Origin of the sequence: Anoxybacillus sp. EFIL, assembly GCF_013096955.1 — a bacterium.
GTDB classification, from domain to species: domain Bacteria; phylum Bacillota; class Bacilli; order Bacillales; family Anoxybacillaceae; genus Anoxybacillus; species Anoxybacillus ayderensis.
On sequence record NZ_SDLH01000003.1, the window covers coordinates 284,448 to 299,864 of the forward strand.

The 15,417-nt window shown below is 43.9% G+C and carries 14 protein-coding genes; 4 read left to right on the plus strand and 10 right to left on the minus strand.

Features of this window, described 5'->3' with window-relative positions; genetic code table 11:
• Window positions 1-14: 14 nt before the first annotated feature.
• From ES017_RS07555 to ES017_RS07590, 8 genes are all read right to left on the minus strand, one after another.
• On the minus strand, window positions 15-1,361 hold the full coding sequence (locus tag ES017_RS07555; protein ID WP_021094679.1) for an aspartate kinase: 1,347 nt from the start codon (window positions 1,359-1,361) through the stop codon (window positions 15-17).
• A gap of 49 nt (window positions 1,362-1,410) precedes the next feature.
• A complete protein-coding gene (locus tag ES017_RS07560; RefSeq protein WP_021094680.1) occupies window positions 1,411-1,839 on the minus strand; it encodes a DUF1284 domain-containing protein in 429 nt (142 codons plus the stop codon).
• A 34-nt stretch (window positions 1,840-1,873) separates the two neighbouring features.
• Window positions 1,874-2,356: a competence protein ComK gene (locus ES017_RS07565; RefSeq protein ID WP_021094681.1), complete on the minus strand. Its 483-nt coding sequence runs from the start codon at window positions 2,354-2,356 to the stop codon at window positions 1,874-1,876.
• A gap of 89 nt (window positions 2,357-2,445) precedes the next feature.
• Window positions 2,446-4,554, minus strand: coding sequence for a methyl-accepting chemotaxis protein (locus ES017_RS07570; protein WP_035063142.1), 2,109 nt, complete (start codon window positions 4,552-4,554; stop codon window positions 2,446-2,448).
• A gap of 99 nt (window positions 4,555-4,653) precedes the next feature.
• On the minus strand, window positions 4,654-5,730 hold the full coding sequence (csaB, locus tag ES017_RS07575; RefSeq protein ID WP_042535314.1) for a polysaccharide pyruvyl transferase CsaB: 1,077 nt from the start codon (window positions 5,728-5,730) through the stop codon (window positions 4,654-4,656).
• Window positions 5,727-7,613 carry a DUF5693 family protein gene (locus ES017_RS07580; RefSeq protein WP_171334946.1) on the minus strand — a complete coding sequence of 629 codons (1,887 nt, stop codon included), beginning with the start codon at window positions 7,611-7,613 and terminating at the stop codon, window positions 5,727-5,729. The genes csaB and ES017_RS07580 overlap by 4 nt, the downstream gene beginning before the upstream one ends.
• Window positions 7,586-9,118: a putative polysaccharide biosynthesis protein gene (locus ES017_RS07585; RefSeq protein WP_021094685.1), complete on the minus strand. Its 1,533-nt coding sequence runs from the start codon at window positions 9,116-9,118 to the stop codon at window positions 7,586-7,588. Before ES017_RS07585 ends, ES017_RS07580 begins: the two co-directional genes overlap by 28 nt.
• Window positions 9,115-9,849, minus strand: coding sequence for a WecB/TagA/CpsF family glycosyltransferase (locus tag ES017_RS07590; RefSeq protein WP_021094686.1), 735 nt, complete (start codon window positions 9,847-9,849; stop codon window positions 9,115-9,117). Before ES017_RS07590 ends, ES017_RS07585 begins: the two co-directional genes overlap by 4 nt.
• Before the next feature lie 139 nt (window positions 9,850-9,988).
• On the opposite strand from ES017_RS07590, the gene ES017_RS07595 reads away from it, so the two are divergent.
• On the plus strand, window positions 9,989-10,558 hold the full coding sequence (locus tag ES017_RS07595) for a hypothetical protein (protein WP_021094687.1): 570 nt from the start codon (window positions 9,989-9,991) through the stop codon (window positions 10,556-10,558).
• A gap of 23 nt (window positions 10,559-10,581) precedes the next feature.
• Here the strand turns inward: ES017_RS07595 and ES017_RS07600 are convergent, their stop codons facing one another.
• Window positions 10,582-11,727, minus strand: coding sequence for an SEC-C metal-binding domain-containing protein (locus ES017_RS07600; RefSeq protein WP_171334947.1), 1,146 nt, complete (start codon window positions 11,725-11,727; stop codon window positions 10,582-10,584).
• Window positions 11,728-11,853: 126 nt separating this feature from the next.
• On the opposite strand from ES017_RS07600, the gene ES017_RS07605 reads away from it, so the two are divergent.
• From ES017_RS07605 to ES017_RS07615, 3 genes are all read left to right on the plus strand, one after another.
• A complete protein-coding gene (locus ES017_RS07605) occupies window positions 11,854-12,711 on the plus strand; it encodes a CvfB family protein (protein WP_042535304.1) in 858 nt (285 codons plus the stop codon).
• Window positions 12,708-13,700, plus strand: coding sequence for a Gfo/Idh/MocA family protein (locus ES017_RS07610; RefSeq protein ID WP_042535302.1), 993 nt, complete (start codon window positions 12,708-12,710; stop codon window positions 13,698-13,700). The genes ES017_RS07605 and ES017_RS07610 overlap by 4 nt, the downstream gene beginning before the upstream one ends.
• Before the next feature lie 94 nt (window positions 13,701-13,794).
• Window positions 13,795-14,847 carry a Fic family protein gene (locus ES017_RS07615; protein WP_084703092.1) on the plus strand — a complete coding sequence of 351 codons (1,053 nt, stop codon included), beginning with the start codon at window positions 13,795-13,797 and terminating at the stop codon, window positions 14,845-14,847.
• An 8-nt stretch (window positions 14,848-14,855) separates the two neighbouring features.
• Here the strand turns inward: ES017_RS07615 and ES017_RS07620 are convergent, their stop codons facing one another.
• A complete protein-coding gene (locus ES017_RS07620; RefSeq protein ID WP_021094692.1) occupies window positions 14,856-15,287 on the minus strand; it encodes a VanZ family protein in 432 nt (143 codons plus the stop codon).
• Window positions 15,288-15,417: the final 130 nt, after the last annotated feature.

Below are 15,417 nucleotides of genomic sequence, written 5' to 3' on the forward strand. Positions count from 1 at the left end.
CCATTTTTATACGATTAAAAATATACTTCATATAGTGCGCGCACCGCTTTTTCTACCGCATCGGCTTTGACGCCAAACATCATGCTGACTTCCGATGAGCCTTGGTTAATCATTTCGATGTTGACGTTCGCCCGTGCGAAAGCCGCTGTTGCTTTAGCTGCAATACCGACGCTGCGCTCCATTCCTTCCCCAACGACCATAATGAGCGCCAAATCGCGTTCGATCGACACTTCATCGACACGCAATTCGTTCACGATGCGATGTAATACGCGGCGCTCGACGTCGCCTGCTAATTGTTCTTCACGTAAAATGACAGACATGTTATCAATGCCTGATGGTGTATGCTCATATGAAATGCCTTCGTCTTCTAAAATTTGTAACAGACGGCGTCCAAATCCGATTTCGCGGTTCATTAAATATTTGCTGACGTTAATGCTGCAAAATCCTGTATCGCTGGCGATGCCTGCCACCGGACGTTCACGATGGTCTCTCGTTGCGACGATCATCGTTCCTGGCGCTTCTGGATTGTTCGTATTTTTCACACATACTGGAATGCCGCGGCGATATACAGGCTCAAGCGCTTCATCGTGAAAAACGGAAAACCCAGCATAAGACAATTCGCGCATTTCACGATACGTCAATTCTTTTAATTGGCACGGATGCTCAACGATCGACGGATTGACGCAATAAATGGAATCAACGTCTGTAAAGTTTTCATACAGCTCTGCTCCAACACCTGCCGCCACGATCGAACCTGTAATGTCCGAGCCGCCGCGCGGGAATGTGACGATATGACCTGAACGGGAGTAGCCGAAAAAGCCTGGAATAATTAAAATGCCGCTTCGTTCATTTAATTTGGCGAGCTGTTCGTATGACTCAGGTAACACTTGCGCATTGCCCGGTTCGTCTGTGACGAAAATGCCTGCGTCTTTCGGACTGACGTAATGCGCCTCATATCCGAGCTGGCGGAGATAATGCGCCATCAGTTTTGCATTGTTATCTTCCCCGCTCGCTTTTAACGCATCGAGTAAACGTTCTGGCTGATCATGATACGTATCGATGAGTTGTTGTAAATGGGCGGAAATGACATCTAAAATGTCGCGCGACAACTGTAAGTCAGTTACAATTTCATCATAGCGCGCAACGACTTGGACGAGCACCCCTTCGTATATGTTATTTTCAATGACTTTTTTCGCCAATGCAATTAACAAATCCGTCATTTTTGTGTCGTCTTTAAACCGTTTTCCCGGCGCAGAGACGACGACAAATTTGCGCGCTTCATCCGATGTGATGATGTTTGCTACTTTTTGAAATTGCGCTGCATTTGCAACAGAACTTCCCCCGAATTTTGCTACTTTCATATGCAATAACCCTTTCTTTCTATTTTTATTTCATAATCATAGCACAACTTTATTTGTTTTTGTCAGAAAAGTTTTTTAATTTTCGTATTCCTTCTTTACAAACGCCATACGACAGCCATGAACACCCTTCACAAAGCATGTCTAAATCATTCGGTTCAACCATTCGTTTCGTTCGTTCGATCAGCTCGGATTTCATATATACGCCTCGTTCTTCTAGCTGTAACTGGTTGAGCACACGTCGATCCATTGCCAACACATGATCGTTCGACGCTTCATCTGCTTCACAGCGATCCATCCCATGATGCGGGCATGCATCACATGCTTCATCGAGGGCGGCGATGACGCGAATCGGAAAATCGTACTCGTCGTTTCGTATATCATCGACAATTTCGCTCATTTTTTTGACGAACGATTCACTATACCCCATTCCTTGAAACCCATGTACACATAATAAATGATGTCCTCGTAACGTCCGCATCGCTTTCCTCTTTTCTCCCTCGAAATATTATACACTATTTTTCATAGTTATTCACTATTCTTTGTTGTAAAATGAAAATTAACATCGCCGTTTTATACATCTTCCCTTCCATCGTTCCTTTTTGTATATCAACAATTAATTGTTTATTATTTTTTAAAACGACTTTTGTTTTCTTTTTCCCATGCGGTTGTATCGTCTTGATGTGAGATTGAGCAATCCATACGCATCGGTCGCTGTCAGGAGAACATGTTGGAAAGAAGTAAAGCCGAAGCGCTTCACAAACGGAGACGGGAGCCATTTGCCGAATGCCGAGAATATGTTTTGCTGCTTGTACTTTCCCTTCATACGTACTTCCATAATAGCGGCAGCTTTGTTGCATAATTTGTTTCGGCGACTGGTCCACTTTGTACGTGTCGTACAGCTCATAAACGATTGTGCCAAGCCGACCGTATTCATCATATTGCGGCACGAGCGCAGCCGTTTCCTCCATAATAATGTATTCTTCCATCCGTTCCATCCAAACTCCCCCTCACAAATATATGTTCGCATTTATTATAATGAATTTTCATAATTTTAACAACAAAAATCCCGGAGAAATATCCGGGACTAAACGGTAAATTGCTTCCCTTTTTCCGCTAAATGTTGCGCCTTGTCGCTTAACGTTTGCACGTTTGCGGCAATTTCTTGAACAGCAGAAAGCAATTGTTCGTGTGCAGCTGCTGCCGTTTGTGTTTGCTGTTCTGCTTCTTGTGCGATCGCTTCGGTCTCTTTCATCGTCATCGCCAGTTCATCAAACGCATTTGTCATCACCGCAATTTTTTGAGCGACGTCGTCCATTTGTGTCATGACATGATTTGTCGTTTGGTGAATGCGGTTAAACGTTTCGTCCGCTTCGTGTGCGATCGTCATGCTTTTTTCGGACTGTTGTCGCACATGTTGCATCGCTTCCACCGATTGTGACGTATCCGTTTGCACTTCTTGCAATAGCTCGCGTATTTGCTTTGCAGATAAAGACGATTGTTCCGCCAGTTTCCTTACCTCGTCTGCGACAACGGCAAATCCGCGACCGTGCTCGCCTGCGCGCGCGGCTTCAATGGCGGCATTTAACGCAAGCAAGTTCGTTTGTTCTGCAATGTTTGTAATCATCGTCGCCATTTGGGCAATATCGGCAGAGCGTTGATGCAACGCTTGAATCCATTCGCTTGATTGCGTAATAAAATCGTTCATCGTTTTCATTTGTGCAATCATTTTATCCATCGCCGCTGTTCCTTTTTCGGCTTCATTTGTCATTGCTCGCGCCGCCTCTGCTGCTTCTTGTGAACGAGATAAAATGTAGTTTGTATCGTTGACAAGCGTATGAACAGCCTCGACATTTTGTTGCGCCCATATGCGTTGCTTGCTCGATCCAGCGGCGACTTCTTCCATCGTTGCACCGACTTGTTCCATCGCTTGCGCTGCTTCTTCAGTAATCGCAGTCAACTCGTGAGCGGATGCGGACACGTCATACGTCAATTGTTGGTTGGCGCTAATCATCGAACGGAATGAAGCAACGAGCGACTGGAATGATTGAGCAATACGCGCAAATTCGTCGTTTGACGAGACGGACATTTGCACCGTTAAATCCCCACTTGCCGCTTGTTTGCTTGCCTGCTCAATCGCTGTAATTTGTTCACGCACCGCCATGTAAAAAGCGATAAACAAGTAAATGACAGCTGAAACAGCGAACGCCCCTAAGCCGATCGTCGCCCATTTCTCAATCGTCACCGCCCGATATTCACCATCTAAGTGCGTTTGAAACGCATGTAATGAAAAGCGAGCCAAATCATGAAGCTTCTCATGTGCGTCGTTCGTTTTTTCATATAAGTCAACCGATGTTAACGAAATGCGATTCGTTTGCAAAAATTCGCGTTGAAATAAGCTTGTCATGCTTAATAAATCCGTTGAGATGATGTCATTATATTGTTGTACTTTTTTGCGCATCTTTTCATCGTCAGCAAAAAGCGGAGCAGTTGCACGGCTGATCGTTTGCATCGACGTTTCTAATACGTTTATCCAATATGTCATTTTTGAACGTTCAATTTCATACAATTCGCTTTTTAACGTCAGCTCTGCCGCAAACGACTGCACCCCTCCGATCGTTTCCGTCAGAAATGGCACGTGCTCAACAAATAGACGGGCTAAATAATGATTGTTCATATCGTTATCGAGCGACACGTTCGAACGGCTAGCCACATGAAGCAACAATTGATGCAAATCGTAGACGAGAGCGTTATGACGCTTCACCGCCTCGCTTGCCGTGTACATTTTCCAATTGTCTTGCACATCTTGCATTTGCTGCAATAACTGCTTCCATTTCTCTTCCTCAATAAAGTTTGCTTTTTGCTCTTTATGTACGCTTCGTAATGTTTGTATTGATTTTTTCAACATCGCTTGCGCCTCTGCTACTTTGTCCTCTTTCCCGTGTCCGAGAAGAACGGTCGCCGTATATTCGCGATGTTTTTGTATGCCGTACATCGCATCAATCATCGGAGCGATGTATGCCACTCCTTGCTTTTCTTTTTCAAGTAGCGTCGCTTTATCGGTCAATAACCGAACGTACAAGACGCTTATTGAAAAAAGGGTGAACATAAAAATGGTTGCGAGCAACATAAACTTTTTACTAAAAGGCAAGCGATTCAATAGCTTTTTTCCTAACGTAAACATCGGCGCATTCACGCTCCTTACGAAAACAATATGTCTATATTGTTTTCTATTTTATCAGACGATTCGTAAAAGTTATATAACAAAAATAAAAATAGGTCATTCGACCTATTTTTATTTTCGGAACAAAGCGAGCGCTTCTGCCGCAGTTTGTTGCGCAGTTTGTTGAAGCGGTGCAACGGCATAAATCATTGCTTCTTTTCGCTCTTCTCGTTTATTCATACATTGTTGAATATATGAAAATAGTGCTTCGCCGTCCCAGTGATCATCTTCCACGTGAGCGAACACCGGTTGATTCGCTTGGTTGGCAAACGCATCAATTTTCGGATCGTACGATAAAGCGATAAACGGCGTCTGACCGACAGCGGCAAAAATTAATGCGTGCAAGCGCATCCCAACGAGCAAGTGCGCACTTGCAATCATCGCCATTTTTTCTTCAATACTTGCGTCATGAGGGGCAACGATAGCACGCTCTTTCATCATTCCCAACACACGCCGCGACGTTTCATCATCGTGATGTCCGTGCATCGGGATGAATACGACGTCAAAACCTGCTTGGACAGAACGGTCAAGCGCAATCGCCATTTTTCTTTCAAAATCGCGACCGCGCGCCCAATCGCGCACAGAAACAGCGATGACAGGACGTGTAAACGACTGTTGTTGCCACCAAACGGTTGGCGTTGTCGGTGGCTTTAGCCCCATCACCGGATCAGGCACGACGGTGATCGGCTTTGTAATACCTAACGTTTTTAATAGTTGCGCCGACGGCTCATCGCGCACCGTTAGACGATCGACTTGATTAAGCGTCCATTTCATGAGCCACTGGTTTTGCTTTTTGTTGACAGGGCCCATGCCTTGTGCATAAACCATGACCGGTTTGCCTAACCATTTCGCAATTTGCATAATTCCTGTATAGTACGGGATGCTGCGCCATCCCGTTTGATCTTGAAGCAAACTTCCCCCGCCGCTAATTAAGCCGTCACTATGACGAAGGGCTTGAATGATATCACCGATTCGCCAACGGTTCACCGCATGAACGCCATACGTTTTTTCTGTAAAGGCAGGATCGTTAGAAAGCACGGTCACTTGCACATTTGGATCATGCGCACGGAGCGCTTGAATAATCGCATATAAAATCGCTTCATCACCGACGTTATGAAAACCGTAATATCCAGATAACACGATGTTCATCTTATCACCTTTTTCCATGCCCACTCATATACGTAAATAAGCACGATGCCAATGACGAATCCAAGCCCAAGACTGTATACCGTGCGAATAAACGAAATAAATAGTGGGATATGCAAATGAGTAAATGTATTGATCATCGATAGCCATCCGATCGTTCCAACGATAAGGAGAATAGCCCCTAGCTTTTTTTGCTTATTTATGACAAATAACGCAAGCAAGTACGCTGGAAAACCGAGCAAAAACTCTTTCGTGCGGGGACGTACGTACAACCATTCTTCAAGTTTTTGTCTCGCTGCTAGCTCAAACGCACTTGCAGTTCCCGTATTGCCAGAGCGCAAGACATAGTACGCAAGCAAAGCGAGGATAAACATGCTAAGCACGACGTGTCCAATCGTAATCGGTTGCTTCCATAGTTTTTTAAAAAACGGTATAAGTGGTTGTCCGATGATCGATGGTAATACGAGTAAAATCATTGCCACGAGCGGCACGACGTAAACGAGTTTCACCCCACGAAATCCTTCACCGACATAAGCCATATATTCATTTCCGTACAACATCGTCACAATCCAGCTTATTCCGATAAATGAAATAGCAATCGCGCGGCCGTATGCGGTAATCGTTCCGCGCCATCCTTCCCGAACGGAAGACGGCTTCGCTGCATAAATCGGCGTGACAATCGCCACAAGCAACGCTAGCGCTTTTAAAGCGAAATCAATTGCTAACACCGTACCTGCAATGCCTAAAACGAGCGCCCCACCTGCCGCAAGCGGTGCAATGATCGGTGACAAGAGAGAGCGAACGGCGAGAAACACAAAAGCAGCTGCCCCGACAATAAATCCGATCGTCGCCATCTGTGAACGTGCAATCGGTGCGAACGGTTCACTGTTGCCTAGCGTATAGTGATTTGGCATATGTTGAACAATTTGTTTCATCACCGTCATCGTTTTTTCAATATTTTGCTGCTCATCTAATGACGTATACGGACGAATAAATAAGGCGCGAATATTTCGTTCTTTTACTGCGCGAACCGCCACATCTACCGCTTCATCTGGTTTACGTTGCTCTAAATTTAAACTATGCAAACGAACGACGTGGACATTCATCGCTTTCGCTAATGTCGTCAATCCTTTCGCTTCGTAAAACTCCGTTGATAGTAGACCATACCCTGCTTCGTTCCATCTTTTTCCCCATTTTTCAACATCAGACGGATAACCAGCAACTTCTTCCCCTGTCGGTAACAGTTTCGATATATGTTCGTTTTTTAACGTTTCTACTTGTTGAAGGACACGTGCACTCGCTTCATTCATATCGCGCGCATCTGGAATACGAAGCACGACCATGAAACCACGTGTCATTAGGTCAGAAATTTTCGTTTCGTCATATCCAAGGGGAACGCGCTCGATTTTTTTCGCATTTCCTTCAATCATATAGTACGTTTTTCCGTTTACTTGCATCGCTTTGACGTCATCGCCAAACGTCTCCTGTAATCGTGTAACAGTCGGAAACGTATCATCAAGTGGATAAACGACGATGCCACGCGCTGGCGTCACAACATGTTCATTTGCTAACACAAGTGCCTGTTTCCATTCCCCCATTTTGAATAGCAACACACGTCCGGACTTTTCAAGTGAATCAAGCGTTTCTGCTTCAACGCTGACCGTCGTTAGCCCCGCTTCTTTTAGTTGCTTCCATACTTGTTCTTCGTCTTCTTGCAACCACGCTTCCACTTCATCGTATGGCATGATCATTTCATACGTTCGATTGTTCCACTCTGCTTCATGCCGCTTGCCAATCGCTGGCGCAACAAGGAGAAGCGAAATGGCCATCATGAACAACAACCACTTTTTCACATCATTCATCCCTTCTTCGTTTGATTCAACCATTGGCGAAACTGTTGAAGCGTCACACCACCGAGTGCGAGCACAACCCCAAGGTAAAATAAACCGCCTGCGACCGTCGCAGCTGTGACGTAACCGAGGGAGGCGAGTCGTCCCCACGTTGGAGAAATGAAAAATAAACCGACTCCCATCATAACGGAAGCAGCGACATACACGACGACTTTTCGGCTCCAAAAAGCGAGCGAAACGCGTCGACGAATCGCCATATGATTCGCCCATGTAATAAACCCATATGTAATCAATGTCGAAATACCGGCACCAATTAAGCCGTATAATGAAACGAATAAGGCGTTTGTTCCCCATTTCACGATACAGCCGATTAAAATGATGGCTGCCGCGCGTTTTGACTCACCAATCCCTTGCAAAATGCCTGTTCCAAGCAAAGCAAGCGACGTAAATACGGAACTTGCTAATACGACCGCCATTGTCACGCTTCCTTCATTATTTGTAAATAAAGCAATATTTAAAGGGACGGTCAACCCAGCTAAGCCGGCTGCCATAGGCCACGATAAAAAATGTGATAGGTCAAACGATTTTTGAACCGTTTGCTGCGCTAAACTCGCTTCCCCTTTTGCCATTTGTTTACTTAACAAAGGAATAAGCGGAAGCACAAGCGAAGATGAAAACACTGTCGCAATTTGGACGAGCGCTGTTCCGCGGCTATACAATCCAAATAAATAGCTCGTCTCTCCCTCTGCTGTTCCGTACCAACGAAGGGCGATCGGAACAGAAAGCGAATCAACTAAATTTAAAAATGGCATCGCAAGCGCCCCAAACGCAATCGGGATAGATAATTTTAAAATCGTTTTGCTTGTCTCCACCCATTGCACGCGCGAAAGCTTCACGCGTTTCGGACGGTTAGGGGAACGGGCATATAATATACGTAAGTAAATGAGACTTGCTAAGGCACCGAGCGGCGAGCCGATCATGATTCCCCCTGCAACGATATCATCGCGATATGCAGCTTGAACCATATAAAAAGCAACAAGTAAAATGAAAGCGACGCGCACGAATTGTTCTAGCACTTGTGAAGCAGCGGTCGGTTTCATATTTTCAAGACCTTGGAAAAATCCGCGATATACCGCCATATACGGTGAGATGAGAAGCGTCGTGGAAACGACAACAATGGCTAATCGCGCTTCTGGACCGCCAAGCGCCTTCGCAATCCAAAATGAACCGCCTGCAAGGAGTGAAAAACTGAGCACACCGAAGCTAAATGCCAATAAGCTTGCGGTTTGTACAAGTCGCGCCACCTCGTCTTCTTTTTGCCGAGCGCGCGCTTCGGAAATTAACTTCGATACGGCAATCGGAATACCGGCAACGGATAAAATTAAAGCGACCATATAGAGCGGATAAACGAGACTAAAAATGCCAAGCACTTTATCTCCTGCAATATTTTGCAGGGGGATGCGAAAAATGCTGCCAAGCACTTTTGAAATAATCGTCCCAATCGTTAAAATGATCGTCCCTTTGACAAATGACTGGCTCATTTTCCGACAACCTTTTGTTTTAAAATCGTCCACGCAAACCGCGGCAACGCCAACATTCGTTTCGCCCGCGTCGGCTGCTTCAATAAACGATATAGCCACTCTAAATGAAGGCGAATCCATAGTTCAGGGGCGCGTTTGACCACCCCAGCAAGCACGTCAAAACTTCCGCCAACTCCCATCCATACACCTCGTCCTACCATCCCTATATGTTCCGCAATCCATTGCTCTTGTTTTCCCATTCCTAATGCAACAAAAACGAAATCTGGTTGCGCTTGTTTCACTTCTTCGACAATCGTTTTGTCATTCCAATCAAAGTAGCCGTTGCGTACCCCGACTACATGAACGTTTGGATAGTGGTTTCGAATATGCTGTGCGGCAGCTTGTACAACTTCTTCTTTTGCGCCAATCATATATACGCGATATTCGTGTTCATTCGCAAGCTGCAAGCATCGGCATAATAAATCGTAGCCAGCGACACGCTCAGGCAAAGGGGTGCCAAGCAGCTCGGCCGCTTTGACAACCCCAATCCCATCCGCAACGACATAATCTGCTTGTTGAATCGTTGCCATATATGTTGGTTCTTCTTTTGCTTTCATCACAATTTCAGGATTGGCCGTGACGATAAAACACGGCTTTTGTTGTTTGACGCGCTCATGAACGATGGCAACCATGTCATCCATCGTTGCGCGCACAAACGGGACTCCGAGTATATGAACCGTTTGAAACGACATACAAAACGCTCCTTCAATTCAATTGTTCGACAACATTATTAATGATATCACATGACTATGACATTGACTATTTCTTCTTCGACATAACATTGGTAAACTAATGGTATACATACACATAAAAGAAAGGATTGTGTACACAATGGAAAAATGGACAAATGATACGGTCAATCGGACAGTCATGGCACTTGTACAACAACTGACAAAAGACTGGACGAAAACGAAAGTACACTCAGAAATATTAGAAATTTTCATGAACATGCGTTTAGAAACGAAAAATGAGGAAGAATATGTGAATTTGCTGTTAACGAATGTCGCCTTCGCTACGGAATCGAGTTTTGCCCTACAAAAAATATTTGAGCTTATTTTATTAAATAAACAATTTCCACCTGCTGAAGCCGTACAAGCTTGGCTAACGGATGCGCATGAAAAAATTCAAGAACAATTGCCAACGTTGCGCGACGTGTATTGGAAACATTTTAGCAACGCACAAGGCGAAGAAAATATAAAAAGAAAGCTAGAGTTAAGTTATTGCCCTATGTTACTAAGTAATCGCATCAAAACAGATTTCATTTTCGCTTTCATTCATGAACAAAATCAACCGATGATGAAAGATTTTTTCGACGCAGATCCGAAAGCTGTGCTCGAAGCGCTTCATCATATCAGCGGCTTTTTCGCCAGCATGATTTTAGAAGGAATCGAACTCATATAAAAAAGGGAGCCGATTCGCTCCCTTTATTCTTCATCGCAATCTTCACATACTTCGAATATATCTTCATCGTCCCAATCGTCATCGTCCCAATCGTCATCGTCCCAATCGTCCCAGTCTTCATCTACTCCAAGCGCTTCGGCCAATTCGTCAATCTGTTCTTCCAACATGAAATCTAAATCTTCAAGAGCGATATATAAATCATCAATGCGTTTCGAAAGCGTGCTTGCTGATATGCCGTACATTTCCGCCAGCTGTTTTTGTGACATCCATTCTTCTTGCAAAACGGTTTCTATAAGAAGGTAATGCAAAGCAGCCGCATACACTTCCGGCTTGCGAATGTTCGGGTTTTTCGCGCGACAATATTGGCGCCATACAATACGCGCAGTATCAAGAACGTTTCGATCGTCAATGTTTGCTTTTTGTTCAAGTATCGTTAATACTTCTTGATGTTTCGGTGACAACTCGTCCGTATCAATTAATGAAAGCGATAGCGACTGTTGAAAAATATATGGATATTGCTCGAGCCATTGTTGACGGTCGTTGTTACATTGCTCCCAATGCTCTTGTACAAAATGTGTTACAGCGTTCGATAACACGATCGGCATCGGGAAAAATGTTGAAAAACAAGTGGTATATTGCCCATGTGGAACGAAAACGCCTGTTATCACTTGCCCCACTTCGAGATCGTAATCAATATGTTCATCTAAAAATTTAATTTGTTTCGTTTCGCCTGTGACGAGATCTGTTCCGAACGCAAACGAACCGTCCATATGATCGATTTGTACAAATGACGGAAACGCTTCTTTCCAAGATGTCAAAATAGACAGCACAGATGGGCGGACGTGATGTTTCCGAATCGTGCTTAAGTAATAATCGAGAATCGTCATGCCGCGCATATCTTTTTTAAAAAACATCACCCACACGCTAATAAAAAATCGGAAAATCATGAGCGCGTCTTCATCTCGTTCTTTTTGATTTATGTATGATTTTGTATGTTGGTATAAAAATGACTCGTGTTCGAAAGCGGCATAGCGAATGAAATCGTGCATATGCTGTTCCACTTCTTGATCGACGAGCTTATGAATGGAAATGACATTATCGCCGCAACAATGTTTATACTTTTTCCCGCTTCCGCACGGACATAACGCATTTCGTGCTACTTTATTCATCGTCTTCACCTCAATCTCTTTTTCTTTATTGTATCACGCCAGACTGGAACAAGATACATCCTTTGTCTCTTTCATTTTAATCATGTACAATAATGGATAAACTACTTACAAAAAAGGAAGAGATACATGATTGGACAAATGGTTACATGGAAAGTAAAAGAACAAAAACCGTTCGGTTATATCGTCACAGACGGAAAAGAAACGGCGTTGCTTCATGAAAGTCAATGTGAAGGCGAATTACACATTGGGGAAGATGTGCATGTATTTTTATATCATGATCACGACGGACGCATGCGCGCGACGATGAAAAAACCGCTCATTACAACATCGTCATACGGTTGGGTAGAAGTGGTCGATGTTGTGCCGCAATTAGGCGTTTTCGTTCATATCGGCATCGAAAAAGATATGTTATTATCGATTGACGACTTACCGTCGCTTGCGACGCTTTGGCCTGAAAAAGGAGATGAATTGTACTGTTCACTCCAAGTGGACAAACGAGGGCGACTGCTCGCTAAACTGGCAGATGAAGAAACGATGAAACAAATAAGCGTTCCTGCGCCACCTTCTGCGTTTAATACAAACGTGCGCGGGCGCATTTATCGCCTCATCAAAGCTGGCTCTTTCCTCATCACAGACGTTGGCTATCTCGGATTTATTCACGAATCACAAAGAAGACGAGAGCCACGTCTTGGCGAACTTGTGGAAGGACGCGTCATCGCGGTGAAAGAAGACGGAACGATGAACGTATCACTCCTTCCTCGCAAACAAGAAAGTTTACAAACGGATGCCGAAACGATTTACCAATATCTCGAAAGTCGCGGTGGGGCGATGCCATATGGTGACAAAAGCGATCCCGAAGATATTCAAGCGCGCTTTCATATGAGTAAAGCTGCCTTTAAACGGGCGCTCGGACGATTAATGAAAGAAAACAAAGTGTACCAACAAGACGGTTGGACATACATCAAAGGGAGAGAAAACGAATGATTCGCTTTGCGACAATCGGAACAAACTGGATTACAGAGGCGTTTATTCGCGCCGCCAAACAAGTCCCGTCATTTCATTTACAAGCTGTATATTCTCGCCAAAAAGAAACGGCAGATGCTTTCGCCGAAAAAACAGGGGCCACGCAAACGTTTACTAATTTACACGAGCTTGCCGCAAGCGATGATATTGATGCCGTATATATCGCAAGCCCAAACGCGTTTCATGCCGAACAAGCGATCGTGCTTATGAATCACGGCAAACATGTCATATGTGAAAAGCCACTCGCTTCTAACGTAAAAGAAGTAAAAGCGATGATTGAAACAGTAAGAAAAAACGATGTCGTGCTCATGGAAGCGATGAAAACAACGTGCTTGCCAAACTTTCAAGCCATTCAACATCACTTGCCGAAAATCGGGCGCATTCGTCGTTACGTCGCAAGTTATTGCCAATATTCTTCGCGCTACGATGCGTTTAAGCAAGGAACGATTACCAACGCCTTTCATCCTGCCTTTTCAAGCGGCGCATTAATGGATCTTGGCGTATATTGTTTATATCCGCTCGTTGTTTTATTTGGCGAACCGAAGTCGATTCAGGCGCATAGCGTTCGCTTATCGTCTGGAGTAGATGGCGAAGGAAGCATTATACTCGATTACGGTGAGATGGATGCGGTTGTTATGTATTCAAAAATCGCAAACTCTTATACTCCTGCCGAAATTCAAGGGGAAGAAGGAACAATCGTGATCGACACGATTCATACTCCCACGCGCGTCCATATTCATTACCGCGACGGGCGTACAGAAGATATAAGCGTTCCGCAACCGCATGAGCCAATGTACTACGAGGCACTTGAATTTATGACGCTCATCGAACGAGGAGAAAAGGAATCAACGATCAACTCACACGCTCGTTCCCTCGTAACGATGAAAATTATGGAAGAAGCACGAAAACAAACAGGCATTGTCTTTCCTGCAGACGAACGTTTCGCTTAAAACGAAACGTTCTCTTTTTTTATAATGAGTATATTTTTATAAAAATAGGTTCACTATGTTATAATTAAATGTAATCATTTATAAACGAGGTGGTATGATGCGCATATACAATTACGAGCTATTGAAACATCTCCCATACTCCATGGAAACGATTCAACTACTGACAAAAATTGATGAATATAAAGGGAAACAAGACTTATACAAAAAGCAATCTCCTCAAATACTCGAAACGCTGAAAAATGTAGCAATCATTCAATCAACAAAATCATCAAACGCAATTGAAGGGATTGTTATTACAGATAAACGACTCAAAAGCATTATGGCTGAACGGACGTTACCGATGGATCGATCGGAAGGAGAGATAGCCGGGTACCGAAATGTGTTAAAATTGATCCACGCATCATACGACGCTATTCCGCTATCCCCTTCTATCATTAAACAACTGCATCGCGATTTATACGAGTATGTTCCTTCGCAAGGTGGAGAGTGGAAAAATCAAGATAACTATATAAGTGAAACACTCCCGAATGGTGAAAAGTTTATCCGTTTTATTCCTGTACCAGCTTTCCAAACCGATGAACATATGCGCCTTCTTTGCATGACTTTTCAACATACAACTCAAAAAAGCGACATCCATCCATTAATCGCAATTGCAACCTTCATTTTAGATTTCCTTTGCATTCATCCATTTCAAGACGGCAATGGACGGATGTCACGTTTATTAACTCTTCTTTTATTATACAAATTCGGGTACGAAGTCGGTCGCTACATTAGTATGGAAACACTCATCGAAGAAAGTAAAGAAACGTATTACGACGTGCTAAAGCGCTCATCAATCCATTGGCATGAAGGGAAAAATGACATTTTCCCTTGGCTGCATTACTTCTTATCGATTATTGTTGCCGCATATAAAAAACTTGAAGAACGTGTTGGCTATATAGAAACAGGTCGTGGACACAAACGAAAACGCATTCAAGATTTTATTGAAGGAAAAGTTGGGTATTTTACAAAGGGAGATATTCGCCACGCTTATCCTGACATTAGCGAAGCAACAATTAATCGCGTTTTGAATGAATTAAAGGAAGCGAAGAAAATTACACCAATCGGTAAAGGGAGAGGTTCGAAGTGGCGGAAAATAGGTGAATAAGCGAGCGACTATGCTCGCTTATTCGCTTTCCAAACGATCCATAAAACGATCGTTGCTCCGACCATATCGATGATGACGTCAGAAAATAAGGCCGTTCGTTTCGGCTGAAACGATTGATGCCATTCGTCGAAGATAGCATATATGAGCGTAAAAATCCAAGCAATTCGGTAACGATAGCGGTGTGGGTGCGTAGCTTTCCACACAAGAAACGCTAACGTTCCAAACACCGTCATGTGCGCACATTTCCGAACGATGAAATTCCACGAAAATACCCCATCGCTCACAGGACGGTTCGTTTCAATTCCAAAATAATTTAACCAATGGCGTATCCATTGCGCGGTTTGCTCTCCAGTAAATAGCGGAGACTCCGTAAAATAGTAAATGAGCATACACCATATAAACACAAGTCCCCACCATATCAAACGATTTGTTTTCGTCATCTTTCAAGCCCTTTCTACATATGGAAATCTACACATCATTTTACCATTTTCATCGCCTTTGTACGATTGATTTGTTCCATTTGTAAACAACAAGCACACATGCTAAAATAAGGGCAAATTGATAAAAAAG